Source organism: Paracoccus stylophorae (assembly GCF_028553765.1).
Classification (GTDB): domain Bacteria; phylum Pseudomonadota; class Alphaproteobacteria; order Rhodobacterales; family Rhodobacteraceae; genus Paracoccus; species Paracoccus stylophorae.
Window position 1 is genome coordinate 2,597,741 of sequence record NZ_CP067134.1, and the last position, 25,547, is coordinate 2,623,287.

At 68.2% G+C, this 25,547-nt stretch carries 25 protein-coding genes and 1 tRNA gene; 10 read left to right on the plus strand and 16 right to left on the minus strand.

Annotated features, from left to right (window positions below; all coding sequences use genetic code 11):
- The first annotated feature begins 110 nt into the window (after positions 1-110).
- Both puuE and JHW45_RS12810 read left to right on the plus strand, forming a co-directional pair.
- Positions 111-1,517: an allantoinase PuuE gene (gene puuE / locus JHW45_RS12805; protein WP_272857990.1), complete on the plus strand. Its 1,407-nt coding sequence runs from the start codon at positions 111-113 to the stop codon at positions 1,515-1,517.
- A 43-nt stretch (positions 1,518-1,560) separates the two neighbouring features.
- Positions 1,561-2,454 (plus strand): bifunctional allantoicase/(S)-ureidoglycine aminohydrolase, encoded by an 894-nt coding sequence (locus JHW45_RS12810; protein WP_272857991.1) that lies wholly within the window; start codon positions 1,561-1,563, stop codon positions 2,452-2,454.
- A 376-nt stretch (positions 2,455-2,830) separates the two neighbouring features.
- Here the strand turns inward: JHW45_RS12810 and JHW45_RS12815 are convergent, their stop codons facing one another.
- The 10 genes from JHW45_RS12815 to pyk form a co-directional block, all read right to left on the minus strand.
- The gene (locus tag JHW45_RS12815) at positions 2,831-3,196 is read right to left on the minus strand and encodes a hypothetical protein (RefSeq protein ID WP_272857992.1); all 366 of its coding nucleotides are present in this window, start codon (positions 3,194-3,196) and stop codon (positions 2,831-2,833) included.
- 281 nt (positions 3,197-3,477) lie between these two features.
- Positions 3,478-3,768, minus strand: a complete 291-nt coding sequence (locus tag JHW45_RS12820) for a YrhK family protein (protein ID WP_272857993.1) — start codon at positions 3,766-3,768, stop codon at positions 3,478-3,480.
- Complete coding sequence (gene pheS / locus JHW45_RS12825) at positions 3,765-4,844, minus strand: phenylalanine--tRNA ligase subunit alpha (protein WP_272857994.1); 1,080 nt, start codon at positions 4,842-4,844, stop codon at positions 3,765-3,767. The genes JHW45_RS12820 and pheS overlap by 4 nt, the downstream gene beginning before the upstream one ends.
- A 122-nt stretch (positions 4,845-4,966) precedes the next feature.
- The gene (locus JHW45_RS12830; protein WP_272857995.1) at positions 4,967-6,373 is read right to left on the minus strand and encodes an alanine/glycine:cation symporter family protein; all 1,407 of its coding nucleotides are present in this window, start codon (positions 6,371-6,373) and stop codon (positions 4,967-4,969) included.
- An 87-nt stretch (positions 6,374-6,460) separates the two neighbouring features.
- On the minus strand, positions 6,461-7,813 hold the full coding sequence (locus tag JHW45_RS12835) for a cytochrome P450 (RefSeq protein WP_272860614.1): 1,353 nt from the start codon (positions 7,811-7,813) through the stop codon (positions 6,461-6,463).
- Positions 7,814-7,863: 50 nt separating this feature from the next.
- On the minus strand, positions 7,864-9,090 hold the full coding sequence (locus JHW45_RS12840; RefSeq protein WP_272857996.1) for a Hint domain-containing protein: 1,227 nt from the start codon (positions 9,088-9,090) through the stop codon (positions 7,864-7,866).
- A 265-nt stretch (positions 9,091-9,355) separates the two neighbouring features.
- A complete protein-coding gene (gene rplT / locus JHW45_RS12845) occupies positions 9,356-9,715 on the minus strand; it encodes a 50S ribosomal protein L20 (protein ID WP_272857997.1) in 360 nt (119 codons plus the stop codon).
- A 17-nt stretch (positions 9,716-9,732) separates the two neighbouring features.
- Positions 9,733-9,933: a 50S ribosomal protein L35 gene (gene rpmI, locus JHW45_RS12850; protein ID WP_272857998.1), complete on the minus strand. Its 201-nt coding sequence runs from the start codon at positions 9,931-9,933 to the stop codon at positions 9,733-9,735.
- A gap of 118 nt (positions 9,934-10,051) precedes the next feature.
- A complete protein-coding gene (locus JHW45_RS12855; RefSeq protein WP_272857999.1) occupies positions 10,052-10,282 on the minus strand; it encodes a hypothetical protein in 231 nt (76 codons plus the stop codon).
- A 34-nt stretch (positions 10,283-10,316) separates the two neighbouring features.
- Positions 10,317-11,762 carry a pyruvate kinase gene (gene pyk / locus JHW45_RS12860; RefSeq protein WP_272858000.1) on the minus strand — a complete coding sequence of 482 codons (1,446 nt, stop codon included), beginning with the start codon at positions 11,760-11,762 and terminating at the stop codon, positions 10,317-10,319.
- Between the two features lie 120 nt (positions 11,763-11,882).
- On the opposite strand from pyk, the gene JHW45_RS12865 reads away from it, so the two are divergent.
- Positions 11,883-12,641 (plus strand): N-formylglutamate amidohydrolase, encoded by a 759-nt coding sequence (locus JHW45_RS12865; protein ID WP_272858001.1) that lies wholly within the window; start codon positions 11,883-11,885, stop codon positions 12,639-12,641.
- Positions 12,642-12,762: 121 nt separating this feature from the next.
- Here the strand turns inward: JHW45_RS12865 and JHW45_RS12870 are convergent, their stop codons facing one another.
- Positions 12,763-13,623 (minus strand): D-amino-acid transaminase, encoded by an 861-nt coding sequence (locus JHW45_RS12870; protein WP_272858002.1) that lies wholly within the window; start codon positions 13,621-13,623, stop codon positions 12,763-12,765.
- Positions 13,624-13,796: 173 nt separating this feature from the next.
- Between JHW45_RS12870 and JHW45_RS12875 the strand changes: the two genes are divergently transcribed.
- On the plus strand, positions 13,797-14,756 hold the full coding sequence (locus tag JHW45_RS12875; protein ID WP_272858003.1) for an L-malyl-CoA/beta-methylmalyl-CoA lyase: 960 nt from the start codon (positions 13,797-13,799) through the stop codon (positions 14,754-14,756).
- Positions 14,757-14,910: 154 nt separating this feature from the next.
- Here the strand turns inward: JHW45_RS12875 and JHW45_RS12880 are convergent, their stop codons facing one another.
- Both JHW45_RS12880 and JHW45_RS12885 read right to left on the minus strand, forming a co-directional pair.
- Positions 14,911-15,819 carry a TIGR02186 family protein gene (locus tag JHW45_RS12880; protein WP_272858004.1) on the minus strand — a complete coding sequence of 303 codons (909 nt, stop codon included), beginning with the start codon at positions 15,817-15,819 and terminating at the stop codon, positions 14,911-14,913.
- Positions 15,819-16,733, minus strand: a complete 915-nt coding sequence (locus tag JHW45_RS12885) for a sulfite exporter TauE/SafE family protein (protein ID WP_272858005.1) — start codon at positions 16,731-16,733, stop codon at positions 15,819-15,821. The genes JHW45_RS12880 and JHW45_RS12885 overlap by 1 nt, the downstream gene beginning before the upstream one ends.
- A gap of 170 nt (positions 16,734-16,903) precedes the next feature.
- Here JHW45_RS12885 and surE point away from each other — a divergent pair, with 170 nt between their 5' ends.
- Genes surE through JHW45_RS12900 form a run of 3 tightly spaced genes read left to right on the plus strand, consistent with a single transcriptional unit; the run spans position 16,904 to position 19,601 of the window.
- Positions 16,904-17,734, plus strand: coding sequence for a 5'/3'-nucleotidase SurE (gene surE, locus JHW45_RS12890; RefSeq protein ID WP_272858006.1), 831 nt, complete (start codon positions 16,904-16,906; stop codon positions 17,732-17,734).
- The gene (locus JHW45_RS12895) at positions 17,731-18,393 is read left to right on the plus strand and encodes a protein-L-isoaspartate(D-aspartate) O-methyltransferase (RefSeq protein ID WP_272858007.1); all 663 of its coding nucleotides are present in this window, start codon (positions 17,731-17,733) and stop codon (positions 18,391-18,393) included. Before surE ends, JHW45_RS12895 begins: the two co-directional genes overlap by 4 nt.
- Before the next feature lie 38 nt (positions 18,394-18,431).
- Positions 18,432-19,601, plus strand: coding sequence for a peptidoglycan DD-metalloendopeptidase family protein (locus JHW45_RS12900; RefSeq protein ID WP_272858008.1), 1,170 nt, complete (start codon positions 18,432-18,434; stop codon positions 19,599-19,601).
- Between the two features lie 61 nt (positions 19,602-19,662).
- On the opposite strand, the gene JHW45_RS12905 is transcribed toward JHW45_RS12900, so the two are convergent.
- From JHW45_RS12905 to JHW45_RS12915, 3 genes are read right to left on the minus strand one after another with little or no spacing between them, the layout of a single operon-like run.
- A complete protein-coding gene (locus JHW45_RS12905) occupies positions 19,663-20,751 on the minus strand; it encodes a hypothetical protein (RefSeq protein ID WP_272858009.1) in 1,089 nt (362 codons plus the stop codon).
- Positions 20,752-20,774: 23 nt separating this feature from the next.
- Complete coding sequence (locus JHW45_RS12910; protein WP_272858010.1) at positions 20,775-22,166, minus strand: TolC family outer membrane protein; 1,392 nt, start codon at positions 22,164-22,166, stop codon at positions 20,775-20,777.
- A complete protein-coding gene (locus JHW45_RS12915) occupies positions 22,163-22,816 on the minus strand; it encodes a protein-L-isoaspartate O-methyltransferase family protein (protein ID WP_272858011.1) in 654 nt (217 codons plus the stop codon). The genes JHW45_RS12910 and JHW45_RS12915 overlap by 4 nt, the downstream gene beginning before the upstream one ends.
- A 183-nt stretch (positions 22,817-22,999) precedes the next feature.
- On the opposite strand from JHW45_RS12915, the gene JHW45_RS12920 reads away from it, so the two are divergent.
- The 3 genes from JHW45_RS12920 (at position 23,000) to JHW45_RS12930 (ending at position 25,543) form a co-directional block, all read left to right on the plus strand.
- Positions 23,000-24,034 carry a hypothetical protein gene (locus JHW45_RS12920; RefSeq protein ID WP_272858012.1) on the plus strand — a complete coding sequence of 345 codons (1,035 nt, stop codon included), beginning with the start codon at positions 23,000-23,002 and terminating at the stop codon, positions 24,032-24,034.
- 104 nt (positions 24,035-24,138) lie between these two features.
- Positions 24,139-24,212 (plus strand) — tRNA-Cys (locus JHW45_RS12925).
- Between the two features lie 140 nt (positions 24,213-24,352).
- Positions 24,353-25,543 carry a 3-deoxy-D-manno-octulosonic acid transferase gene (locus tag JHW45_RS12930; RefSeq protein WP_272858013.1) on the plus strand — a complete coding sequence of 397 codons (1,191 nt, stop codon included), beginning with the start codon at positions 24,353-24,355 and terminating at the stop codon, positions 25,541-25,543.
- Positions 25,544-25,547: the final 4 nt, after the last annotated feature.

A 25,547-nucleotide genomic window follows, 5' to 3' on the forward strand; every position in this document is an offset into this window, starting at 1 on the left:
ACCGCGCCCCATCTTCGCCGATTCGTTGATACAGAATCGTGCTTCTGCCGGCTTGCCCCACGGGCCCGCGCGCGGTTTGCTGTCGGCAGGCGAGGTCGGAGGACAGGCAGATGCGCTACAGCCGCGACATGCGAGGATATGGTGAGACGACCCCGGACCCGAAATGGCCCGGCGGCGCGAAGATCGCGGTCCAGATCGTGATGAATTACGAGGAAGGCGGCGAGAACAGCGTCGAACATGGCGATGCGGCCTCCGAGGCGTTCCTGTCCGAGATCATCGGCGCCAAGCCCTGGCCGGGCCAGCGGCACTGGAACATGGAATCGATCTATGATTACGGCGCGCGGGCCGGGTTCTGGCGCCTGCACCGGATTTTGAAGGACGTGCCGGTCACGGTCTATGGCGTCGCCACCGCGCTGGAACGCGCGCCCGAACAGGTCGCCGCGATGCAGCAGGCCGGGTGGGAGATCGCGACCCACGGGCTGAAATGGATCGACTACAAGGACATCCCGCGCGAGGTCGAGGCCGAACATCTTGCCCGCGCCATCGCCCTGCATACCAGCATCACCGGCGAACGCCCCTATGGTTTCTATCAGGGCCGCACGTCGATGAACACGGTCGAACTGGGCTGCGAAGAGGGCGGCTTCGCGTATCTGGCCGACAGCATCGCCGACGACCTGCCCTATTGGCATGTCCATCAGGGGCGTCCGCAGCTGATCGTGCCCTATACGATGGACGCCAACGACATGCGCTTTTCCAGCGGTCAGGGGTTCGGCACCGGGGTCGAGTTCTTCGACTATCTGCGCGACAGTTTCGACATGCTGTATGCCGAAGGTCAGGCGGGCGCGCCCAAGATGATGTCCGTCGGGCTGCATTGCCGCCTGGCCGGCCGCCCCGGCCGCGCGGTGGCGGTGCAGCGCTTTCTGGATCATTGCCGCGCGCATGAAGGGGTCTGGCTGGCATCCCGGCTGGACATCGCGCGGCACTGGGCCGAGACGCATCCCTATCGCGAAAGGCTGCGGCCGTCGCGGATGGACCGCGACGAATTCGTGAAAAGGTTCGGCGGTGTCTATGAACATTCGCCCTGGGTGGCCGAGCGTGTCTGGGACTCCGAGATCGGCGCCGTCCACGACAGCGCCACGGGCCTGTCGCGCCGGATGGCGCAAATCTTTCGCGCCGCCGACGACGCGGACCGGCTGGGCGTGCTGGTCGCCCACCCCGATCTGGCCGGCAAGCTGGCCGCGGCAAGGCAGTTGACGGCTGAAAGCACCGCGGAACAGGCGGGTGCGGGGCTGGATGCGCTGACCGACGCGGAACGGGCCGAGTTCATGCGCCTGAACGATGCCTACACCGCCCAGCACGGCTTCCCGTTCATCATCGCCGTGCGCGATTACGACAAGGCCGGCATCCAGGCCGCCATGCGCCAGCGGGTCGAGAACGACACCGAGACCGAACGCGCCGAGGCCGAAAAACAGGTCATGCGGATCGCGGAACTGCGGCTGAACGACATCCTGAAATGACCGATCCTTCGCCAGAAGGTCGCAGCCACGATCGAGGAAGCAGATGACCCATACCCCGCCCCACGGCGCCCCGACCGGCGATCCCGCACAGGTGCAGACCGCGCCCAGGCACGACGGACCCTATGCCGGTCCGGTCGCGGGGCTGCCGCCCCAGACCGGGCTGACGACCGACACCGCCGTCTTCACCGAGGCTTATGCCGTGATCCCGCGCACCGTGATGCGCGACATCGTGACCAGCTATCTGCCCGGCTGGACGGGCATGCGGATGTGGATGCTGGCCCGCCCGCTGTCGGGCTTTGCCGAGACGTTCAGTCAGTATATCGTGGAACTGGCCGAGGGCGGCGGCAGCGATGCGCCCGACGACGATCCCGAGATCCAGCACGCGGTCTTCGTGACCGGCGGAGAATTGTGCGTGACCATCGCGGGACGCCAGCATTTGCTGGGTCCGGGCGGCTTTGCCTATATCCCCGCCGGCACCGGATGGACGGTCAGGAACACCACCTCGGGCGAGACCGGGTTTCACTGGTGGCGCAAGCGCTGGCAGCCTTGCGCGGGGGTCGACAAGCCCGATCCGTTCGTTGCGCGCGAGCAGGATATCGCGCCCTCGCCCATGGCCGACACGGATGGCGCGTGGGCCACGACGCGGTTCATGGACCCGGCCGATCTGCGCCACGACATGCATATCACGGTGGTCACGTTCCAGCCCGGCGGCTCGATTCCATTCGCGGAGACGCATGTGATGGAGCATGGGTTGTTCGTGCTGGAGGGCAAGGCGGTCTACCGGCTGAACCGGGACTGGGTCGAGGTGGGGCCGGGCGACTTCATGTGGCTGCGCGCGTTCTGCCCGCAGGCCTGCTATGCCGGCGGGCCGGGACGGTTCCGCTATCTGCTTTACAAGGACGTGAACCGGCACGCGCCGATCTGGCCGAACCGCTGACCCCTGCCCCGCGCCCCGACGCAACGCCTGCGCGCGTTGCATCAGGGCCGGGCGCGGCGGCGGGGTCGTCAGGCCCAGCAAATGCAGGGGTTTTCGCTGCACCCTTCGTGCACCGGGGCGGCACAGAATGTGCACCGGTCGTGCACCGATTGCGAGCGGTGGACAAGGATTCTTGCGGGCGTTAGGGAAACCTCAACCTTTCGGTGCCACACCGGGCCTGCGGCGCGCGTTCCTGCGGCCGGCGAGACATCCGATCGTCAACCGAGGATTTCATGACCCCGGACACCCGGCAACAGATGCTGATCGAACACGGCTGTTGCCGCGCGCAGAATAGCCGAGCATGACCCAGGGTCGGGGCCGGCCCGGGGCGCCGGTTTCAGAAGGCCTTTACGAGCAGCGAGTAATCGGCCTCTTCGGGCGATGGAAACAGTTGAAAGACGACGAACTCGACGCGGCTGGAGGGAGCCACGAAATCGAAGCTGCGTCGCGCATCGCCGACGTCGATGACACTGACCGCCACGTTTTCGTCCCCGCCGACAACCTCGACCGAGATGCGCTGCCCCTTGCGCACGTCGAGGCTGTAACAGCGCGGCCCGCCAGAGCCGTCCGGCACTTTCGGGGGAAGCACGTCGTCGATGAAGGCGCCGTCATCTCCGGGCGCGAAACGTATCGGCTTGCAGTCCTGCGCCGCGGCCACGGTCGGAAGGAATACGGCAAGGCAAAACGCGGGAAATCTGAACATGACGCCCTCTCGAAGGTTAGCGGGACGATTCGGGATTTCCAGTCTAGCACCGGGATGCGAAATCGCGTTCTTTTTCGCGGCCCCGTGCGGGCATGTCGGCATCGCCCGATTTGCGCAGCCGTATCAGCAGCTTTCGATGCAGGCGCGTCAGGCGGGGCTGACGGCGGCGGCCGGATGAAGGACACGCGCGGGCCGACAGCGGCAATGCGGCGTCACGGATCGCGCCAGGCATCGCGGCGCGGGTTCCAGCACGCGCCGGGCGTCGGGCGCGACAGCCGCGATCAGCCCCACCGATCCGCCAGCGTGTCGGTCTTGCCCATGCGATACAGCTTGATCTCGCGCCACAGGCGCAGCGTCGGTTTCATCGCGAACAGGAACGAGCCCACGGTGAAGAACCATGTGGCGGGGGTCATCCACGCCTCGGAGAAGAACATGATCGAGCCGATGATGAAGCACAGCGCCGCCGAGAAATCGACGATGGTGTGCGCGATCTCGAACCGGGCGTAAAGGCGGCGCGTGGCGGGGCTGGCCTCGCGGCGCTCGTGCCGAAAGATGCCGCGCCAGAAGCTCAACGGTTCAGGCCGCCCGCGACCGACGGCACGTCGCCCGGCATGAAGCCGAAATGGCGCAGCCAGCGCAGATCGCTTTCGAAGAAGGCGCGCAGATCGGGGATGCCGTATTTCAGCATCGCCATCCGGTCGATGCCCATGCCGAAGGCAAAGCCCTGCCACTGGTCCGGGTCGATCCCGCCCGAGCGCAGTACGTTGGGATGGACCATGCCCGAGCCCAGCACCTCGAGCCAGCCATCCCCCTCGCCCACCTTCAGCGTGCCGCCTTCCCAGGAACACTGGATATCGACCTCGGCCGAGGGTTCGGTGAAAGGGAAATGGCTGGCGCGGAACCGGGTCTTCACACGGGTGCCGAAGAAGGCCGAAAAAAATTCCTCCAGCGTCCATTTCAGCTGCGCCATGGAGATGTCGCGGTCGATGGCCAGCCCCTCGATCTGGTGGAACATGGGGGTGTGGGTCTGGTCCATGTCCATGCGATAGACGCGGCCCGGCGCGATGATGCGGATCGGCGCGCCCTGATCCTGCATGGCGCGGATCTGGACCGGCGAGGTATGGGTGCGCAGCACATGCGGCGGGCGGTCGTCGCCGGGCGCCCGGTGCATGAAGAACGTGTCGTGTTCCTGCCGCGCGGGGTGTTCGGGCGCGATGTTCAGCGCGTCGAAATTATACCAGTCGGTTTCGACCTGCGGCCCTTCGGCCACGGCAAAGCCCATATCGGCAAAGATCGCCGTCACCTCGTCGGTGACCTGGCTGACCGGGTGGATCGTGCCCTGCGGACGCGGGCGGCCGGGCAGCGTCACGTCCAGCCATTCGCCGGCCAGACGCGATTCCAGCGCCGCATCCTCGAGGCTTTCGCGGCGGGCGCGCAGGGCGCTGTCGATCTCGTCGCGCAGGGCGTTCAGGGCCTTGCCGGTGGTCTGACGCTGTTCGGGGCTCATCCGGCCCAGTTCGCGCATCTTCAGGCTGATTTCGCCCTTCTTGCCCAACGCGGCAAGGCGCACCTGTTCGATCGCGGCCGGGTCGGCGGCATCCTTGATGCGGTCAAGCCATTGCTGGCGCAGGGGGGTCAGATCGTCCATCGTCATGCCTCGGGTCGCTGTCGCGTCCCGGTTAGCATTTGTCGGCGCGCGGGGGAAGGCCGCGAGGCGCGCGGGTCAGGCGGCGGGAAAGGCGCGGTTGCGCCCTTCCCGCCAGTGCCTCTCTATTTCCAGATCTCGCGGTTCACGCCGGGCGCGATCTCGGGATGCTGGTCGATGTGAAATCGCGGCTCTTGCCCCGATTTGCGCTGGCGCAGATAGTCGCGCGTCACATAGGCGATGGTGCCCGACAGCAGCACGATGGCGATCAGGTTCACCGTGGCCATCAGCCCCATGCTGGCATCGGCGAAGTTGAACACGGTCGAGACCGCCTGCATCGCCCCCCAGATCACCATGGCCAGCGCCGCCACCCGCAGCACCAGGATCCCGGTCGTGCCGCCGCCCAGGAAGACGACGGCGTTTTCGGCATAGGAATAGTTGCCGATGATCGAGGTGAAGGCGAAGAAGAAGATGGCGACGGCCACGAAGACCCCGCCGAAGCCGCCGAAATGATCGGTCAGCGCCGCCTGCGTCAGGTTCACCCCGGTCAGTTCCGCCGACGGCATCACGTCGGCCAGCAGGATCATCACCGCCGTGGCGGTGCAGATCAGCAGCGTGTCGATGAACACGCCCAGCGCCTGCACGAAGCCCTGCGAGCTGGGGTGGTGCGGCGCGGGGGTCGCGACGGCGGCGATGTTGGGGGCCGAGCCCATCCCCGCCTCGTTCGAGAACAGGCCGCGCTTGATGCCGTTCATCGCCGCCGCGATCACCCCGCCGGTGACGCCGCCGACCGCCTCTTGCAGGCCGAAGGCGGATTTGACGATGCCCGCCAGGATGCCCGGCACCTCGCCGATATTCAGGATCAGCACGACGATCGCGGCCAGCAGGTACAGCGCGGCCATCGGCGGGACCACCATTTCGGCCACGCGGGCGATCTGCGGGATGCCGCCGAAGATGATCACCGCGGTCAGCGCCGCGACGACGACGCCGACGATGGCCTTGTCGATCCCGAACGAGCTTTCGACCGCCTCGGCGATGGAATTTGCCTGCACGGCGTTGAAGATCAGCCCGAAGGACAGGATCAGCGCGACCGAGAACACCGCCGCAAGCCAGGGCTGTTTCAGCCCGGCCGAGATGTAATAGGCCGGACCGCCGCGATACATGCCGCCCGGCCCGTGGATCTTGTAAAGCTGGGCCAGCGTCGATTCGGCATAGGCGGTGGCCATGCCGACCAGCGCCACCATCCACATCCAGAAGATCGCGCCCGGCCCGCCCAGGGTCAGCGCCACGGCGACGCCGGCGATGTTGCCGGTGCCCACGCGGCTGGCCAGGCTGACGGTCAGCGCCTGAAACGGCGAGATGCCGTCGCGGTCGGTCTTGTCCGAGCCCAGGACGCAGCGCCACATCTCTCCGAAATGGCGGATCTGGATGAAGCCCAGGCGAAGCGTGAAGTAGATGCCCACGGCCAGAAGGCCATAGATCAGGACATATCCCCAGAAGATCGTGTTGAGAAAATCGATGACCGCATTCATGCGTCAGCCTCCTGAAAGCGCGATGCGATCAGACTGTAACGGATGCGTGATCCATGCAAGCTTCAACCGCGGCGGGCGCCTGCGGCCTCAGCGCCGGCTGACGTTCAGCACGACGCCGCCATGCGGGCGCAGGGTCAGGATCATGCGCGGTTCGGGCGCGCGGCCGGGCAGTGCGCGGAACCGGAACCGGGCCAGCAGCGTGGCCAGGATGATGACCGCCTCTTGCATAGCAAAGCTGGCGCCGATGCAGATACGCGGGCCGGCGCCGAAGGGCAGGAAGGCATAGCGGTCGGGCGTGGTGTCGAAACGGTCGGGATCGAACGCGTCGGGGCGGTCCCACAGCAGATGGTGGCGGTGCAGCGCATAGATCGGCAGCATGACGGTGTCGCCGGGGCGCACCTCGCGCCCGCACAGCGTGTCATGCGCCTGCGCGGTGCGCGACAGGAAGGCCGCGGCGGGATAGAGCCGCAGCGATTCGTTCACGATCCGCGCGACATAAGGCAGCGCGTCCATGTCGCCCGCCGTCGCCGCCCGGTCGCCCAGCACGTCCTGCGCCTGGGTCGCGGCGCGTTCCTGCACCGCCGGATCGAAGGCGCACAGATACAGCGCCCATGCCAGCGTCAGCGCCGTGGTCTCATGGCCCGCCACGATGAAGGTCAGCAGGTTGTCGCGCAACTCCTCGCGGGTCATGCGGCGGCCGGTTTCGGGGTCGGCGGCGTCCAGCAGCAGATCCAGCAGGTCCGGCGCGCCGTCGCGGGCCGCCCCCGCCCGCGCCGCGATGGCCCGGTCCGCGACACCCTTCATCCGCCGCAATTCGCCCCCCGACATCAGCCGCCCCGGTCGCGGCAGCCATGCGGGCAGGCCCAGCACGTCCAGCAGCGACACCTTGGCCGTCTGCGAGATATAGCCGTTGATGGCGTGATGCACCGCCTTGCGGTCGAAACTGGCGTCGCCCGACAGGGTCACGTCCGAGATCACCTCGAACGTGGCGGCCACGGTTTCCTCGAAGAGATCGACCGGGCCGGTGGCGGCGGCCAGACGGCGGCTTGACGCCTCGGCCGCGGCGGTCATCACCGGGCCCAGCGCGGTCACGTGGCGATGCGCGAAGGCCGGGGCCAGCGCGCGCCGCTGCCAGCGCCACTGGGCGCCCTCGGCGATGAACAGGCTGTCGCCGATGGCGGGTTCCAGCACCAGCTTGGTGGTGACGGATTTGGGATAATCCTCGACCCGGTCCTTGAGGATGCGGCGATTGCTTTCGGGGTCCATGACCATGTGCCAGCGGATCCCGGTCTTGCCGGACACGATGGGCTGGCGCAGCGCCAGTTCGGGAATGATCGACAGCACGTTGCGCCGCGCCATCATCACGGTCTGAAGGATTCCCGCCGGCCGCGTGGCCAGCGGCACCCTTGCGGGGATTCTGGCCGACTGTTGGTTGTGCATCATCGGCCAAAGATAGGGTGCCGCCGCCGTTCCCACAATCGGCAAGCGGGCTAGAACACCAGTTCGCGCCGGTTCAGCACGTGCCGCGAGACCAGTTTCCGCGCCTTTCTGCGCAAGGGAATGGGCCGGGCCGAGGGCCAGCGCACCTGCCCGCCCCGCAATTCGGGAAACAGGGTGAAGATCTCTTCGCGCGCGGCGTGACCGACGGCTTTCAGCGCCTGATCGCCGGTATACATCGCCTCGGCCGCCGCGCCGTTGGCCAGAACGACCTCGTGCCGGTCGCACAGGAAATGATGGTATTCGACCTCGGTCAGGTTGCGGTCCACCTCGACCCCCTCGACCTCCAGCAGTTGCCCGGCCGCGATCAGCACCTCTTCGGCGTCGAACATGCGGATCGCGATTTTCGAGCGGACGAGGATGCGGTGCTGGGGCGAGACCAGCAGATCGCGGGCCGGCATTCCGCCGCCCAGCGCGCCGGCGCGGATGCGGATCGGGCGCAGCTTGTCTTTCTTCGCCAGCGAGGCGGCGTCCAGCCGGGCGCAGCCCCGCCAGCGGATCGGTTGCAGACCGTGATCCTTGGTCAGGACCAGATCGCCGACCCTCAGATCCTCGACCGGGACCGGGCCGTCGGCGGTTTCGATCAGCGTTCCGCGCAGGAAACAGGGGACGACCTCATCATCGTCCAGAACCAGCGTGCCGGTGGAATCGTTGTCGATCGTCACGATGGCGGCGTTGGCGGTCGTCTGGATCACCCCGGTCGCGCCGCGGATCACCCCTGCCACGACCGGTCCAGCGAGCGGAACCTCGGCGACGGCGTCGGCCAGCTCATCCGTGATCGAGGAAATCGGCGCGGTGACGGAAATGGGGACGCCGGCCACTTCGATCGAGGCGGTCACCTGCAGGTGGTCGTCGTCGATGGGGTCGTCCGAGATGAAATAGTAATCGCCCGACGCATCGTCCTGCATGATATGGCCCGACAGCGGGTTCACCTGCAGCGTGATATCGGCAATCGTGGGCAGGCCGACGCTGGTGGCCGCGTTGCTGACCGTGGCGGTGCCGACATAGGTGCCGGAAATCAGCGGATCGCCGCTGGAATCCACGGGCGCGATATTGTCGCCGTTTTCGATGGTCGTTCCGGTCGTCGCATCGACGTCGTAGCGCGCGAATTCCTGCGACGGTCCGAACGCGTTGACCAGCGAGGTGTCGGGCAGAAAGACGATCTCACCATCGGCATTGACCGTGATCAGAGAGCGCGGAATCTCGGTGATATAGGGCATTGCGTGTCCACCATCATGCCCGATGCAGACCCGCATCAGGGCGATTTCAAGAAACGGGTTCAGGGCACCGCACCGGATGACAGGCCGGGACTGATGACTTTCGGCCCCACAACCTAGACATGAACACTTGTAGTTCACAAGCCCTTTATCGCGAGTTTCTCCCCCTGACGTTGCCGGTGGGTGTCAGGGGTGTGACACATGCCGCCCGCGCACGAAAAAGGCCCGCGCGGACAGCGCGGGCCTTTGGGTCGTCGGGGGGTGCCGTTCAGGCGGCGGCCTTGGCCTTTTCGACGATGGCGCCGAATGCCTCGGGTTCGTTCACGGCCAGATCGGCCAGGACCTTGCGGTCGACCTCGATGCCGGCTTTCGACAGCAGGTTGATGAAGCGCGAATAGGTCAGTTCGGCGTCGATGGCGCGGACGCCTGCGTTGATGCGCTGGATCCACAGGGCGCGGAAATTGCGCTTGCGGTTCTTGCGGTCGCGGGTGGCATACTGGTTGGCCTTGTCCACGGCCTGCGTCGCGGTGCGGAAGGTGCGCGAGCGGTTGCCGTAATACCCCTTGGCCTTGTCCAGGATCTTCTTGTGGCGGGCGTGGGTGACCTTGCCGGATTTAACTCTTGCCATTGTTCAGTCCTCGCAGATCAGCGGTTATAGGGCATGTATTTCTTGACGATCCTGGCATCCGCGTCGCACAGGACGGTGGTGCCGCGCGCGTTGCGAATGAACTTCGTCGTGCGCTTGATCATGCCGTGGCGCTTGCCGGCCTGGGCGGCCTTGACCTTGCCCGTGGCCGTCATCGAGAACCGCTTCTTGGCGGCCGCTTTGGTCTTCATCTTCGGCATTTTCATCTCCTTCGGATCAGAGTGAGCGCGCGACTCGGCAATGCCATCGGGCCGGAAGCGCGGGTAGAAGCGCGCCGTATAAGGCGGCGGCGCGGATTTGACAAGGGCTGCGGGCGGGTCAGCGGACGGCGCCGCGCGCCTCGTCCACGACACGGTTCCAGGCCTGCGGCACGTCGCGCAGCCGCAGCGGTTCGGGGTCCAGCCAGGCAGAGGCGAAGATCGCGGCGATGCCCAGGATCAGGATGATCGCGGCCGTCCGTGGCGGGTGGGTCTGCACCAGCTGGACGATGGCGACGACAACCGAGATCACGCACAGCGCGACGCCGGCCAGCAGCAGATAATCGGACATGGACACCACCCGTTTTCTATATGGTCACGCGGGTCTATTCCGGATCGGTGGCGTAAATCAACCGCTCGTCGCAGGGCGCGATGCGCAGGATGTTGGTCGTGCCCGGCACGTTGAAGGGCACGCCGGCCATCACCACCACCTGCCGGGTCTCGTCGGCAAAGCCGAATTCGCGCGCCGTCCGGGTCGAGGTCACCACCGCCTCCTTGAAGCGGCTGAGCCGTGCCGTCTTGACGCAATGCGCCCCCCAGGTCAGGCACATCCGGCGCAGCACCGTATCGACGGGGCTCATCGCCAGGATCGGCACGCGCGGGCGTTCGCGCGCGACCAGGCTGACCGTCGCGCCCGACTGGGTGAAGGCGCAGATCGCGGCGATGTCGGTGGTTTCCGCGATCTCGCGCGCGGCGGTCACGATGGCGTCGGCCACGCTGTGCAGCTTGGCGGCGCGCGACGCCTCGATGATGGCGCGATAGTTCGGATCGGCCTCGACCGAGCGGGCGACGCTGTCCATCGTCGTCACCGCCTCGACCGGATAGGCGCCGGCGGCGCTTTCGGCCGACAGCATGACCGCGTCGGTGCCCTCGTAGATGGCGTTGGCGACGTCGCTGACCTCGGCGCGCGTGGGCATCGGGCTTTCGATCATCGATTCCAGCATCTGGGTGGCCACGATCACCGGCTTGGCGGCGGCCCGGCACAGCCGCACCAGACGTTTCTGGATCGGCGGCACGGAATGGACCGGCAGTTCCACGCCCAGATCGCCGCGCGCGACCATGATCCCGTCGGACGCCTTCAGGATCTCGTCGAAGGCGCGGACGGCGGCGGGCTTCTCGATCTTAGACAGCACGGCGGCGCGGCCCTGGGCGAGCCGCCTGGCCTCTTCGACATCCTCGGCCCGCTGCACGAAGGACAGCGCCAGCCAGTCCACGCCCAGCTCGCAGGCGAATTCCAGATCGGCCCGGTCCTTGTCCGACAGCGCCGCCAGCGGCAGCACCACGTCGGGGACGTTCACGCCCTTGCGGTCGCTGATCGTGCCCGGCACGGTCACGGTGCAATCGGCGAAATCGGGGCCGCACGCGTCGACGCGCAGGCGGATCTTGCCGTCATTGACCAGCAGTTCCGCGCCCGGTTCCAGCGCCGCGAAGATCTCGGGATGCGGCAGCTGGACGCGCTGCGCATCGCCGGTGGCGGGGTCGAGGTCGAAGCGGAACCGGTCGCCCTCCGCAAGATCGTGGGGGCCGTCCGCGAACTGCCCGACCCGCAGCTTGGGGCCTTGCAGATCGGCCAGGATCGCGATGGGCCGCCCGGTCTCGGCCTCGATCTCGCGGATGGTGGCGTGGCGGGCGCGGTGATCGTCGTGGCTGCCATGGCTCATGTTCAGGCGGAACACGTCGGCGCCGGCGTCGAACAGCGCGCGGATCATCTCCTTGCTGGCCGATGCCGGCCCCAGCGTCGCCACGATCTTCACATTGCGATGTCGTCTCATCCTCCGCCCCTTTTCCTGTCCGTCCGGTCCCGGCGTCGCGGGGTTGTCGCCGGCAATGCCACAGCCCGCGCATCGCGACAACTGGCGTCCGGTTCCTGTCTGGCATACAGATCGGGCAAGATGAAGGATGAAGACCACAGCACCGCGCACCCGTTCCGCATCATCGGCGAGGATCGTCCCTCGCGCTGGCTGATCACCTGCGATCACGCCACCAACCGCGTGCCGGACTGGGTGGCGGGCGGCGATCTGGGCATCGCGACGGCCGATATGGCGCGCCACATCGCCTATGACGTGGGCGCGGCCGGGCTGGCGCGGCGGCTGGCGCGGGCGATGGACGCGCCGGCGATCCTGTCGGATTTCTCGCGCCTCGTGATCGACCCGAACCGGGGCGAGGACGACCCGACCCTGCTGATGCGGCTTTACGACGGCACGGTGATCCCGGCCAACAAGACCGCCGGACCGGCCGAACGCGAACGAAGGCTGGAACGGCTGCACCGTCCCTATCACCGGGCGCTGGAACGGCTGGCGTCGCGCCACCCGGCGCGGTGCATCTGCGCCGTCCACAGCTTTACCCGGCAGCTGCGCGGACGCCCGCCCCGGCCCTGGCAGATCGGCATCCTCTATTCGCATCGCGACGCGCGCCTCGGCCCCGCCATGGTGCAGGCCTGCCGCGACGAGGGCTGGATCACCGGCGAGAACCAGCCCTATAGCGGTCATCTGCAAGGCGATTCGATCGACCGTCACGCCCTGGCCCACGGTCGCCCGAACCTGCTGATCGAGTTGCGCAACGACCTGATCGCGACTCCGGCCGGACAGCAGGAATGGGCCGACCGGCTGGCCCCGGTGATCGCGCGGACGCTGGCGAAGGCGGGGCTGTAGGCCCCTCGCCCTCTTTCCAAATACCTCGCGGGGGGTCCGGGGGGCGCGAAGCCCCCCGGCGGTCGCGGGACGCGAAACCCCTGCGGGTTCGTCACCGTTACCGCGCGCGCGGATCAGCGGATCAGATGGCGGCCTTGCGGCTTTCCTCAAGATAGATCTCGCGCAGGCGGGTGGCGACCGGGCCGACCGTGCCGTCGCCGACCTTCTTGCCGTCGATCTCGACCACCGGCATCACGAAGGCCGAGGCCGAGGTCACGAAGGCCTCGTCGGCCTGCTGCGCCTCGGCGATTGTGAAGGGGCGTTCCTCGACCGTCATCTGCGCCTCGCGCGCAAAGCGCAGCACGGCGGCGCGGGTAATGCCGTGCAGGATGTCGCGCGACAATTCGCGGGTGACGATGACGCCGCCGCGCACGATATAGGCGTTGTTCGAGGTGCCTTCGGTCACGTGTCCCGCCTCGGTCAGCCAGGCATCGTCGGCACCGCGGGCGCGCGCCTCCATCTTCGCCATCGAGGGATAGAGAAGCTGCACCGTCTTGATGTCGCGCCGGCCCCAGCGCAGATCCTCGACGCCGACCACCTTCCAGCCGGTCCTGGCGGCCGGTGCATCGGCCAGCCCCGGCTTGGCCTGGGTGAACATCACCACGGTCGGCGGCGTGTCCTCGGGCGGATAGGCAAAGTCGCGGTCGCCCGGATTGCCGCGCGTGACCTGAAGATAGACCAGCCCGTCGGTGATGGCGTTCCGGTCCACCAGTTCGCGATGCGCGGCCAGGTAATCGTCGTGGCTCAGCGGGTTGGCGATTGCCAGCGCATCCAGCGAGCGGTCAAGCCGCGCCATGTGGCCGTCGAAATCCAGAAGCCGGCCGTCCAGCACGCTGACCACCTCATAGACCGCGTCGGCCATCAGGAACCCGCGGTCGAAGATCGACACGCGGGCCGCGTCCTCGGGCAGGTAGTCGCCATTCACGTAAACCGTCCGCGTCATCTTTTGCTCCTCCGTTCCGGCGCGTGGTTCCGGTCCTGCGCCCAAAGCGCGCGGCGGTCAAGCGACAGGATGCGCGGACCAGGGCGTGGGGGCCGCCCTGGCGGACTTGAAAGCCGGACGGGGCGGGGGTAAGGGTGCCGCAACTTCCTTTCGTCCAGCCTTGGGGATCTGCAATGAGCTTTCGTCTTCAACCGCCGCCCCCTGCCCGCCTGAACCGCTGCCAGCTGTTCGGTCCCGGCTCGCGCGCGGCCCTGTTCCAGAAGATGGCCGCGTCCGAGGCCGATGTCATCAATATCGACCTTGAGGATTCGGTGTCGCCCGACGACAAGGACAATGCCCGCAAGCAGACCATCGAGGCCATCGGCGACGTGGACTGGGGCGACAAGACGCTGTCGGTGCGGATCAACGGTCTGGACACGCCGTTCTGGTATCGCGATGTCGTCGATCTGCTGGAACGCGCGGGTCCGCGGCTCGACCAGATCATGATCCCCAAGGTCGGCAATGCCGCCGACATCTATGCCGTCGATGCGCTGGTCACCGCCATCGAACGCGCCCGCGACCGCCAGAAGCGCATCGGGTTCGAGGTCATCATCGAAAGCGCCGCCGGCATCTGCCATGTCGAGGAGATCGCCGCCGCCTCGCCCCGGATGCAGGCCATCAGCCTGGGCGCGGCCGATTTCGCCGCCTCGATGGGGATGGCCACGACCGGGATCGGGGGGACGCAGGAGAATTATTACATGATCCGCGAGGGGCAGAAATACTGGCCCGACCCGTGGCACTGGGCACAGGCCGCCATCGTCGCCGCCTGCCGCACGCACGGGCTGCTGCCGGTGGACGGGCCGTTCGGGGATTTTTCCGACCAGGACGGTTTTCTGGCGCAGGCGCGTCGGTCGGCGACACTGGGCATGGTCGGGAAATGGGCGATCCATCCCAGCCAGATCGCGCTGGCCAACCAGGTATTCTCGCCCGACGAGGCCGCCGTGACCGAGGCGCGCGAGATTCTGGCGGCGATGGAAACGGCCCGGTCCGAGGGGGCGGGCGCGACCGTCTACAAGGGGCGGCTGGTCGATATCGCCTCGATCAAGCAGGCCGAGGTGATCGTGCGTCAGGCCGAACTGATCGCCGCGAAATAGCGCACACCAGCGGCGCCGGACCAGCGGAGGGGGTCGGCGCCGCGACGTGGGAGGGCACAGGCCCCGCGGGCGACCGCGGGGCCTGTCGCGTGGTGCGGGACCGCTGCGACGCGGCCCCCTTGACGCGGCGGGTCGGGCGCGGGTCGGGCGCGGGTCAGGCGCGGCGGATCTTGCGGAACACGGCCGAGGCGCCCCAGCCCGCCGCGACCGCTACCGCCAGCGACATCAGCCCGTAAAGCAGCGGCTGATCGAAGGCCAGACGATACAGCCAGCGTTCCAGCCCGACCTTTCGCACCTCGATCGGGGCGCGATAGACATCGACCACCTCGCCGTCGCGCAGCAGGAAGATGCGGGTCTTGTAATCGCCCTCGATCAGGTTGGCGGGCAGGCTGATATCGGCGCGGAACAGGGTCTGGTCGACCAGTTTCACGCTGCCCTCCTCCAGCCGGTACAGCCCGTTCGCCTCGCGCAGGCGGATCAGCGCCTCGGTATAGGGCACGGCGTCCTCGACATTCAGCTTGCCGCCGAAGGCGCGCAGCGCCAGCGGCAGCGAGATGCGATAGCGGCTGTCCCATTCGGGGTCCAGGATCCGGTCCAGCGGGCCGCTGGTGGCGACGGCGTAGAAGCCGGGGGCGGCGCCGATCTCGACGCTTTCGGCGTTCAGCCAGATGCCCATGCGCCGTTCCTTGCGCCACACGGTCAGCGCCTGGGCCGGGGCCTCGATGGTGACGATGATCTCCAGCGACGCGCCGGGCGGGATCGGCGTCTCGCGCTTGACGGCGCCATAGATCAGGATGTCCGAGCCATCGAAGCTGGCCGTGATCGCGACCGCGTCGCTGGACAGGCCGGCCACCACCTGCTCATCCGGGTCGGCGGCCAGTTCGGCGTCGTCAAGGCGCGGATCGTCGTGGCCGGGATACAGCGGATAGCCCTGCTGCGCCGGCGCCAGCGGCACGGTCGATCCGGGCGCCTGCCGGGGCGGCGCGTCCTGTGCCGCGACCGGCCCCGCGACCATCGCCGCTGCCAGCCAGATCGACGCTGCAAGGGGGAAGACGCGCCGCATCAATGCGTTTCCGTGGTGATGGAATACAGATCGTCGGGCCGCATGAACAGATCCAGCGCCAGCGTGCCGCAGACCAGCAGCACCAGCAGCGCCAGCAGGATGCGCAATTGTTCGGCCCGCAGTTTGGCGCCAAGCGTGGTGCCGACCTGCGCGCCGACCACCCCGCCCACGATCAGCAGCACCGCCAGCATGATGTCCACGGTGTTATAGCTGACCGCGTGCATCAGCGTCGTGAAGGCGGTGACGAAGGTGATCTGGAACAGCGACGTGCCGACGACGACCTTCGTCGGCATCCCCAGCAGATAGATCATCGCCGGCACCATGATGAAGCCGCCGCCCACGCCCATGATCGCGGCCAGCACCCCCACCGCCAGCCCCACCAGCAGCACCGGCAGCACGCTGATATACAGCCCCGAGACGCGGAACTTGACCTTGATCGGCCAGCGATGCACCCAGTTGCGCTGATGCAGGCGGTTGCGATGGGCCGGGTTGCGCGACCGGCGCAGCGTGCGCACGCTTTCATGCAGCATCATCGCCCCGATCAGCCCCAGAAACACGACATAGCAAAGCTGCACGACCAGATCGACCTGGCCCAGATCTTGCAGGATCGTGAACACCCAGACGCCCAGCCCCGACCCGGCCAGCCCGCCCGCCAGCAGAACCCCGCCCATGCGGAAATCGACGGTCTTGCGCTTGACATGCGCCAACACGCCGCTGACCGACGAGGCGACGACCTGATTGGCGCCGGTGGCCACGGCGATCGGGGGCGGGATGCCGATGAAGAACAGCAGCGGCGTGATCAGGAATCCGCCGCCGACGCCGAAAAGCCCGCTCATCAGACCGACCACCCCGCCCAGCCCGACCAGGGTGAAGGCGTTGACCGAAACCTCGGCAATGGGAAGGAAAATCTGCATGTTTCGCGCGCCAATGGACCTGACGCGAGGATGCAACGCAAGCTGCGGCGCGTCAAACCGCTTTCGGTCAGGTCATCAACGGGTTGAAGCGCGCCCCGCGCCTCGCTAAGCAAAGGACAGCAATGGCGCGTGCCGGTCCACGGCGGGCGCATGTAACGCGCGGGGCCGCAATGCGCATCTTGATCACCAATGACGACGGCATCAACGCCCCCGGCCTCGAGGTGCTGTCGCAGATCGCGGGGCAGCTGGCCGGCCCGCAGGGCGAGGTCTGGACCGTCGCGCCCGCGTTCGAGCAGTCGGGCGTGGCACACTGCATCAGCTATACCCACCCGACGATGATCGCGCGCCTGTCCGAACGCCGCTATGCCGCCGAGGGCAGCCCGGCCGATTGCGTGCTGGCGGCCATCGCCGACGTGATGGCCCGAACGCCGCCCGATCTGGTGCTGTCGGGCGTGAACCGGGGCAACAATTCGGGCGAGAACGCGATGTATTCGGGCACGGTGGGCGGCGCGATGGAGGCGGCGTTGCAGGGTCTGCCCGCCGTTGCGCTGTCGCAATATCTGGGGCCGCGCACGGCCGATCTGGCCGATCCGTTCGAAGCCGCCCGCACCCATGGCGCGGCCGTGATCCAGCGGCTGCTGGATCACGGCGACTGGACCTCGGACGAGGATTTCCGGCTGTTCTACAACGTCAACTTTCCGCCCTGCCCCTCGGCCGAGGTGCGCGGCGTGCGCGTGGCCCCGCAAGGCCGCCGTCAGGGCGCGCGGTTCGGCGTCGTGCCCTATGAGGCGCCGAACGGGCGGCGCTTCATGTGGGTGTCGGGCGGATCGCAGCAGGCGCCGGCGCGGGCCGGCAGCGACGTCGCCGTCAACATGGAAGGCTATGTGTCGGTGACGCCGATGCGCGCCGATCTGACCTGCCACGCCTCGCTGGACGGGCTGGCGCGGGCGCTGAACGGCGCCGCCGCCCCCTGCGTGGCCGAAGCCGGTGAACCCGGATGAGCGGGCCGGACGACGAAACCGACCCCGCGGCCGAGCGCAAGATGCGCTTCATGTTCCAGCTGCGCTCGCGCGGGGTGACCGATCCGCGCGTGCTGGAGGCGATGGAGCGGATCGACCGCGGCCTGTTCGTGCGCGGACAGTTCTCGGACCGGGCCTATGACGACACGCCGCTGCCGATCCCGTGCGGGCAGACGATCAGCCAGCCCTCGGTCGTGGGGCTGATGAGCCAGGCGCTGAACCCCGGCCCGCGCGACACGGTGCTGGAGATCGGGACCGGATCGGGCTATCAGGCGGCGGTGCTGTCGGGGCTGTGCCGGCGCGTCTATACCGTCGATCGCCACCGCCGGCTGGTGCAGGAGGCCGAGGCGATCTTTCGCCAGCTGGACCTGCACAACATCACCGCGCAGGTGGCCGACGGATCGCGCGGCCTGCCCGATCAGGCGCCGTTCGACCGCATCCTTGTGACCGCCGCGGCCGAGGACCCGCCCGGACCGCTGTTGGCACAGCTGAAGATCGGCGGTATCATGGTGGTTCCGGTCGGGCAATCGGACGCGGTGCAGACGCTGATCCGCGTGACCCGGTCCGAGGCCGGGTTCGACTATGACGAATTGCGGCAGGTGCGGTTCGTGCCGCTGGTCGAGGGGTTGGGACAGACATGACCTCCGGCCGCGCATCAGGCAGGTTGAGGACAAACAGGATGAGCAGGTTTTCCACGCGTGGCATCGGCGCTTGCGCCGCCCTTTCGCTGCTGGCCTCGTGCGGTCCGGGGGGCGGCTTCGACCCCGATCTGCGCCGCTGGATGCCCGGTGCGCTGAACACGGCGGACGCCGCCGCGCAGGCGACGCCGCGTCCGCAACCCGACAGCCGGGGCGTGATCTCGTTTCCCGCTTATCAGGTCGCCATCGCGCGGCAGGGCGACACGCCCGCCACCATCGCCGCGCGTCTGGGGCTGGATGCGGCCGAACTGGCCCGCCACAACGCCCTGCCGCCGGCCGCGCCGCTGGACCCCGGCGCGTCGCTGGTCCTGCCGCGGCGGGTCGCGGGCGGCACGCCTGCGGGCGGCGGAACCGGGCTGGTCAACGATCCCTTCGCCGGTCAGAGCACGGCGCGGCCGCAGGTGCCGGGCCGGACCGACGCCACCCTGGCGCAGTCGGCCGGCAACACCCAAGCCACCGCCACCGCCACCGCCACCGCCCAGCCGCGCCAGCACGTCGTGGCGGCGGGTGAGACCGCCTGGTCGATCTCGCGCAGATACGGGGTCAGCGTGGGCGATCTGGCCGCCTGGAACGGTCTGCCCGCATCCATGAGCGTGCGGGTCGGCCAGCGGCTGATGATCCCGGTCGCAGGCCAGAGCGCGCCCGATCCCGCGCGCGTCACCACCGCGCCGGGCAGCGGCAGCCCGACGCCGCGACCGCCATCGGCGGCCGAGCCGCTGCCGAAAGAGGATACGACCCCCGCCGCCACCCCCGCACCCAAGGCGCCGCAGACCGATCTGGGCGCGACGCGCACGGCGGCCTCGGGCAGCGGACGGTTCCAGATGCCGGTATCGGGCGCGATCATCCGCGTCTATGAAAAGGGCAAGAATGACGGCATCGACCTGGCCGCGCCGTCCGGCACGCCGGTCAAGGCCGCCGGCAGCGGGACCGTCGCCGCGATCACCCGCGACACCGCGAATGTGCCCATCGTCGTCGTGCGCCACAGCGACGGGTTGATGACAGTCTATACCGGGCTGGACAGGCTTGACGTGTCGAAGGGCGACCAGCTTTCGGCGGGACAGGCCCTGGGCACGGCGGGCGACAGCGGCTTTGTGCATTTCGAGGTGCGGCGCGGCTTCGAAAGCGTCGACCCCGAGGATTATCTGCGTTAGATCACGGCCCGCGCGGGCAGACAGGCGGGGGGCGCACCGGCGGCGCGCCGCCCCGAAAGGCTTAGAGACGATCCAGCTGATCGTCGATGGCGGCGGCAACCTCGCGCCGGATCACCGCCCGCAGATTGCGCGAGAACCGTTCGCCCAGTTCGCCGTGCAATTCCTCCTGGATCATGTCGCGCAGCAGATCGCGGATGCGCTGTTCGGAAAGCTGCGCGGCAAGACCCGCATCGTCCTGCGTTGCGACCGCGTCGGCAGGGGGCTGCGGCTGCTGCGGCTCGCCTGCGGCATCGGCGCGGGTGACCGCGTCGAGAACCTCGGCAAAGTCGGGTGCGGGGATGTCTGCAACCGCGCTGTCGTCCTGCGTGTCGTCCTCTGCCGGATGCGCTGCGGCCGCGGGGGCAAGGTCCTGCACAGGCGCGGGCAGGTCGGGGCGCATGCGCGCCTTCCAGTCGAAAGCCTCGGCGAAATCGTTGTCGTCAACAGAGGTCCGGGCAGGCGGTGTCGCGGCGACGGTTTCCGGGACAGGCGCAGGCGTTCTGGGGCGCGAGCGCAGCCAGCCGCGCCAGCCGCCTTCTTCGCGCGCCGCCTCTACCCGGCGCGAGGCATCCAGGCGCAGCGGAACCGCCTCGCCATCCTGCGGCATCTTCACGGACGGCACGCTGCGCAGCGCATGTGCGGCAGCGGGCGCGCCGGAGCCGTCCTGCGCCGCCCGATCACCCGGTCGCGCGTCGCGCTGCGGGGGCGGGGCGGTGTTGGGGATCGGCGTTTCGGGGATGACCGGCCGGGGCCGCGCCGCGCCGGGATCGTTGGCGGCCTGACCCAAGGGCCACGGATCGCCATCCTGCCCGGCCGCATCGGACGCACGACACAGCGCGGCCGCCAGATCGGCGGGTCGCTGGAGCGCGCGTCCTGCGGCATCGCCGTCGCCCACCAGCCGACGGGCAAGCGCCGCGTTGCCGCCATGCCGCCGCGCCAGGAATTCGCCGGCATCCTCGTCGATTGTCGGCGCGTCGGGCGGGGTATCGGGCCGGTCGCGGGGCGGGGTCAGCCCCTCATCCTCGGCGATCAGGCGGCGGATGGCGCTGAGGACGTCGCCGATATCTTCGGACAGGCGGGCGGCGTTCGGGGAGGCGCGATGATCAGCCATGCCGCCCCCCTTTCACGAAAGCGTCAGTTTCCCTTGCCAAGCGCGCGCAGGACCCGGTCGAGGCTTTCGCCCTGTCGGCTGGTATAGGGCGCGTTGCGCACGGCGTTGTAGTATTGCGATGGGTCATAAGTCGGAATCCCCAGGTTCAGGTGTTCTACCGTCAGATGACCCATAGCGGACAGAAGTTGATAATGTGCTAATTGCAGATTGACCTCGGCCGAGATCTTGTCGGCCCGCGCCTGCAGCAGCGATTGTTCGGCATCCAGAACGTCCAGCGTGGTGCGCGCGCCCAGCATCGCCTCTTCCCGGACGCCGTCATAGGCCTGCTGCGCCGCCGAGATCTGCGAATCCAGCGCCCCGATCTGGGCGCGGGCGACGTCGATATTGGCCCAGAATTCGCCGATATTCTGGCTGACCAGCCGCGAGGTGTTCAGCAACGCGGACCGCGCCTGATCGCGCTGCGCCATCGCCCGGCGATGGGCCGAAGGCAGACGGCCGCCGGAATAGATCGTCTGGCTGAGGTTCAGCCCCGCCGACGCGCCGACGCGGTCGTCATATTCGCCGAACCTGTCGGGCCCGCGCGTCACGCCGACGCCGGCATTGGCGGACAGGGTCGGACGGCGTTCGGCGGCCGCGGCAAGCACGCCCAGTTCCGCCGCGGCGGCCTGACGCTGCGCCTGCAGGATCGCGGGATGGGTCTTTTGCGCCACCGCCCGCGCCGCATCGACCGATGCCGGCAGTCTGGGCAGCGGCGGCGGCCCGCTGAGCGTGCCGGGGCGACGCCCGGTCGCCGCCATATAGGCTTCGCGCGCAACCTCGAGGTCGCCCTGGGCCGCGACCAGCGCGGCGCGCGTCTGCGCCAGCTGCGCATCGGCCAGCGCGACGTCGGTCACGGTGATCTCGCCCACGTCGAAACGGTCCTGCGCCGCCTGACGTTCGCGCGACAGCACCTCGACCGAGTTCTGTTGCAGCGCGACCTGTTCCTTGGCCCGCCAGATGTCGAAATAGGCCAGCGCCGCGTTCAGAAGAATGTCCTGTTCGACGCCCAGCAAGGCCTGCCGCGTCGCCAGAACCTGTTCCTTCGCCCCGTCGATGGCGAATTGCGAGCGGCCCCAGTCATACAGCGTGATCTGCGCGCCCAGTTGCAGCGATGTGGTCCGCGTGGTCGTGGTGCCCTCGTTGCGCTGGACATTGTGTTCCAGCACCCATTGCACGACGGGCCGCAACTGCGCCACGGCGCTTGCGACATCCTCGTCGGCGGCGCGCAGCACGGCGCGGTTCTGTTCGATCAGGGCCGAGTGGCGATAGGCCGCGACCAGCGTATCGGCCAGCGATTCGGCGGCGGCGGGCAGCGCGGTGCACAGCACGATGGCGGCGGTGCCGACAAGGCGGCGAAGCGGTCTTGCGAAGATCACAGGCTGAACCCCCGTTCCCTGGAAAACCCGTCCAGCAGCGGCGCATGAGCGTTGAACGCATAGCGCCAGCTGACCCGGCCGTTCAGATTGTGGCCGATCCGGACGACGCCCAGCGCGCCTTCCAGGAACAGCGCGGCGATGCGTCCGCCCTCTTTCAGCTGCTCGACGATGGCGGGCGGCACCTCTTCGACGGCGCCGCCGATCAGGATCACGTCATAGGGTCCCTGCTTGGGCGCGCCCTGGGCCAGCGGACCGCTGAGCACGGCGACGTTGAAGACGCCCGCCTCGGACAGCCGCCGTTCGGCCTCGGCCGCCAGTTCCTCGTGATCCTCGATGGCGACGACGGCTTCGGCCATCCGCGCCATGACGGCCGAGGAGTATCCATAGCCGCAGGCCAGATCCAGAACCAGATCGTCGGGCTGGATGTCCAGAAAATCGACCATCTTGGCCAGGGTCCGCGGCTCCAGCATGACCCGGCCATGGCCGATATCCAGGTTCTTCCCCGAATAGGCGACGCTTCGCCGCGAAGGCGGCACGAAATCTTCCCGCGGGATCGCCAGCATCGCCTCGATCACCGGGAATTTCGTGACATCGCTTGGACGGACCTGGGTGTCCACCATCATCGTGCGCCGCGCGGCGTAATCGGTCATTTCGGGAACCTCTGCGACCTGCTTGTGAACGCTTATTGCCACGATTCCGAAAGACGGGCAACGCCGGTCATGCGGGGGTGAATTGCGATCCGTGCCCGGAATGGCGGGCGCGACCTGCATCTTGACCCGATAAGCAAATTTTCCGACACAATTCCGGCGAACCACAGACAGGATCAGGCTGCGATGCGTATCAGGCGAACGGTTCCCTCCATCGTGATCCTCGGCGGCTCGAATTCCCTGTTGACCGATGGCTGGGTGGATCGGCTGAAGGCGATCCATCCGAATTCCGATGGCATCCTGAACCTCAGCATCGGTGCCGCAACCACGGCCATGGGTCTTTATCGGCTGCTGTCCTGCACCGAGTTGCCGGAAGACCCGGTGATCGTGTGGGAATACGCACTGAACGAGTCGAATTACTTCACCCGCCTGCGGTCGTCGGCGGCGATGCTGCATCACCTTGAATGGTTGCTGGAACTGTGCGCGCGTCGGTCGTATCGCGTCCTGCCGCTGATCATGCACAACCGGAGCGAGGCGGGCGCGAACGAGGACAACGCGTATCGGCGACGCTTGGCTGAGACGCTTGCGGCGCATCGGCTGATCCCTCTGGACCTGCGGCAGTTCTGGCGCGAGGGCTTTTCGCATCTCGACACCTCGACGCTTTACAAGGACGAGCCGCATTATTCGACCGCGACAGGATTCCTGCCTGCCGTCGCGGACGCGGTTATGGCGCAAGCCGATCGTGCCCGCGTGCCAGACGGGGCCGCGCGAACCCGGCAGCGTTTCGCTGACCGCGATCTGAAACTCGTTTGCCCGGACGGTGCGGGGGGAACGCAGTTCAAAAACCGTCTGATGACCTGCGACATCCATCCTCTGTCATCACCATTGCGCTTCACGGCGACAGGGCGGCTGTTGGCATGCTTTCTTATTTCAAGCCGGTCCGAGCCTGCGATCATGTTTCGGTCCGGCGGCACCGAGATCGGTCCCTTCTCTGCCCAGATCAACCCCGACGGCCGGCTGCGCGCAAAGCAACTCAAGCATCTGTTGTTGTGGTCCGAGGACAGACCGCCCCTTGATATCGGCAGCACCCTTGACGTGACGCCCACGCGCATGGAGGGGGTGAAGCCTGTCGTTCAACACACCATGTCGTGGCAAGAACCCGCCGAGGGCGATATCGGTGAGGGGGGAATGATCGGCGTGATGCTGGAAACCGGTCGCTGAGACCGGCGACCCGCGCCACGTCATCGCGGCACGGCAAATCCCGAAACGCGCCATCTTGCGTCCTTGGCCCGAAGCCGCTAAACCGCAGCGGCGCATGGCGCGGCGGTGGGTTGGCGGAGTGGTTACGCACCGGATTGCAAATCCGTGAAGATCGGTTCGATTCCGATACCCACCTCCATCCGTGTTCTGGACATCCTGTGCGCCTGCTTGACCGACCCAGCAGCATCGCCGCGCGGTTTCCGCCGATTCCGGTCTTGAAATCGGCGTGAAAAGCGGCGCTGCTGGCGGTCGATATCCCGATCCTGCGGAGACAGTCGATTGCTTTATGCCGTCTCAACCCGTGTCGCCGAGGCCGCGCTGCGCACGCGGGCGCGGCTTGGCGGATCGGCGGCGCTGCGCGAAAGGCTGGTGACGGGGCCCCTCCCCGACCCGGCGCGGCTGTGGGTTCACGGCGCGTCGGTGGGCGAGTTGACCTCGGCCCGGCCGGTGATCGAGGCGCTGGCCGCCGATCTGCCGGTGCTGGTGACCGCCAACACCGAGGCCGGGCGTCAGATGGCCGCGGGCTGGGGGTTTGCCGCGCGGCTGGCGCCGCTGGACATGCCGGGCGCGTTGGGCCGGTTTCTGGACGCGGTGCGCCCGCGCATGCAGCTGACGCTGGAAAGCGAATTCTGGCCCCTGCGGTCGCGCATCCTGGCGCAGCGTGGGGTCCATCAGACGGTGATCGGGGCGCGGATGTCGCAACGCTCGGCGGCGTTGTGGGCGCGGCTGCCACGCGTGATCGGGCCGATGCTGTCGCGCATCGCGGCGCTGTCGGCGCAGGACCCGGCCAGCGAGGCGCGGCTGCGCCGGCTGGGGTTGCGCGACGATGCGGTTCTGCCGGGGCTGGACCTGAAGCTGCTGACGCCCGCGCGGGTGACGCCGCCGCGCGACACGGACCTGCGCGACAGGACCGTTCTGGCCGCCTCGACCCATGAGGGGGAAGAGGCGGCGATCCTGGATGGCTGGCTTGCGGCGCGGCGAGCACGCCCCGATCTGCGGCTGATCCTGGCGATCCGTCATCCAAGGCGCGCGGACGCGGTGGCGGCGCTGATCGCGGCGCGCGGCCTGCAAGTCCTGCGCCGGTCCCAGGGTCACGCGGATGGCCCGGTCCTGCTGGCCGACACGTTGGGCGAGATGGATCGCTGGTATGGGCGCGCGGCGATCTGCGTCGTTGGCGGCTCGCTGGTCGACAAGGGCGGTCACACGCCATGGGAACCCGCCGCCCATCGCTGCGCGATCCTGCACGGTCCCCATATCGGCAATTTCACCGACGCCTATGCCGCGCTGCACGACCGGGATGCCGCCGTTCTGACCGACGCGGGCAGTCTGGCCGATCGTCTGGCCGGGCTGACCGGCGATCCGGCACGGGCGCATGCGATGGGGGATGCGGCGCGGGCGGTCCTGATTGCGCGCGCGGGCGACCCCGCGCCCCTCATCGCGCGGCTGCGCGATCTTGCGAACGCGCCCTGACGAC

Coding starts and splice junctions, on each gene's coding strand:
- puuE (WP_272857990.1), top strand. CDS start 111: ATGCGCTACAGCCGCGACATGCGAGGATATGGTGAGACGACCCCGGAC.
- JHW45_RS12810 (WP_272857991.1), top strand. CDS start 1,561: ATGACCCATACCCCGCCCCACGGCGCCCCGACCGGCGATCCCGCACAG.
- JHW45_RS12815 (WP_272857992.1), bottom strand. CDS start 3,196: ATGTTCAGATTTCCCGCGTTTTGCCTTGCCGTATTCCTTCCGACCGTG.
- pheS (WP_272857994.1), bottom strand. CDS start 4,844: ATGGACGATCTGACCCCCCTGCGCCAGCAATGGCTTGACCGCATCAAG.
- JHW45_RS12830 (WP_272857995.1), bottom strand. CDS start 6,373: ATGAATGCGGTCATCGATTTTCTCAACACGATCTTCTGGGGATATGTC.
- JHW45_RS12835 (WP_272860614.1), bottom strand. CDS start 7,813: ATGCACAACCAACAGTCGGCCAGAATCCCCGCAAGGGTGCCGCTGGCC.
- JHW45_RS12840 (WP_272857996.1), bottom strand. CDS start 9,090: ATGCCCTATATCACCGAGATTCCGCGCTCTCTGATCACGGTCAATGCC.
- rplT (WP_272857997.1), bottom strand. CDS start 9,715: ATGGCAAGAGTTAAATCCGGCAAGGTCACCCACGCCCGCCACAAGAAG.
- rpmI (WP_272857998.1), bottom strand. CDS start 9,933: ATGCCGAAGATGAAGACCAAAGCGGCCGCCAAGAAGCGGTTCTCGATG.
- JHW45_RS12855 (WP_272857999.1), bottom strand. CDS start 10,282: ATGTCCGATTATCTGCTGCTGGCCGGCGTCGCGCTGTGCGTGATCTCG.
- pyk (WP_272858000.1), bottom strand. CDS start 11,762: ATGAGACGACATCGCAATGTGAAGATCGTGGCGACGCTGGGGCCGGCA.
- JHW45_RS12865 (WP_272858001.1), top strand. CDS start 11,883: ATGAAGGATGAAGACCACAGCACCGCGCACCCGTTCCGCATCATCGGC.
- JHW45_RS12870 (WP_272858002.1), bottom strand. CDS start 13,623: ATGACGCGGACGGTTTACGTGAATGGCGACTACCTGCCCGAGGACGCG.
- JHW45_RS12875 (WP_272858003.1), top strand. CDS start 13,797: ATGAGCTTTCGTCTTCAACCGCCGCCCCCTGCCCGCCTGAACCGCTGC.
- JHW45_RS12880 (WP_272858004.1), bottom strand. CDS start 15,819: ATGCGGCGCGTCTTCCCCCTTGCAGCGTCGATCTGGCTGGCAGCGGCG.
- JHW45_RS12885 (WP_272858005.1), bottom strand. CDS start 16,733: ATGCAGATTTTCCTTCCCATTGCCGAGGTTTCGGTCAACGCCTTCACC.
- surE (WP_272858006.1), top strand. CDS start 16,904: ATGCGCATCTTGATCACCAATGACGACGGCATCAACGCCCCCGGCCTC.
- JHW45_RS12895 (WP_272858007.1), top strand. CDS start 17,731: ATGAGCGGGCCGGACGACGAAACCGACCCCGCGGCCGAGCGCAAGATG.
- JHW45_RS12900 (WP_272858008.1), top strand. CDS start 18,432: ATGAGCAGGTTTTCCACGCGTGGCATCGGCGCTTGCGCCGCCCTTTCG.
- JHW45_RS12905 (WP_272858009.1), bottom strand. CDS start 20,751: ATGGCTGATCATCGCGCCTCCCCGAACGCCGCCCGCCTGTCCGAAGAT.
- JHW45_RS12915 (WP_272858011.1), bottom strand. CDS start 22,816: ATGACCGATTACGCCGCGCGGCGCACGATGATGGTGGACACCCAGGTC.
- JHW45_RS12920 (WP_272858012.1), top strand. CDS start 23,000: ATGCGTATCAGGCGAACGGTTCCCTCCATCGTGATCCTCGGCGGCTCG.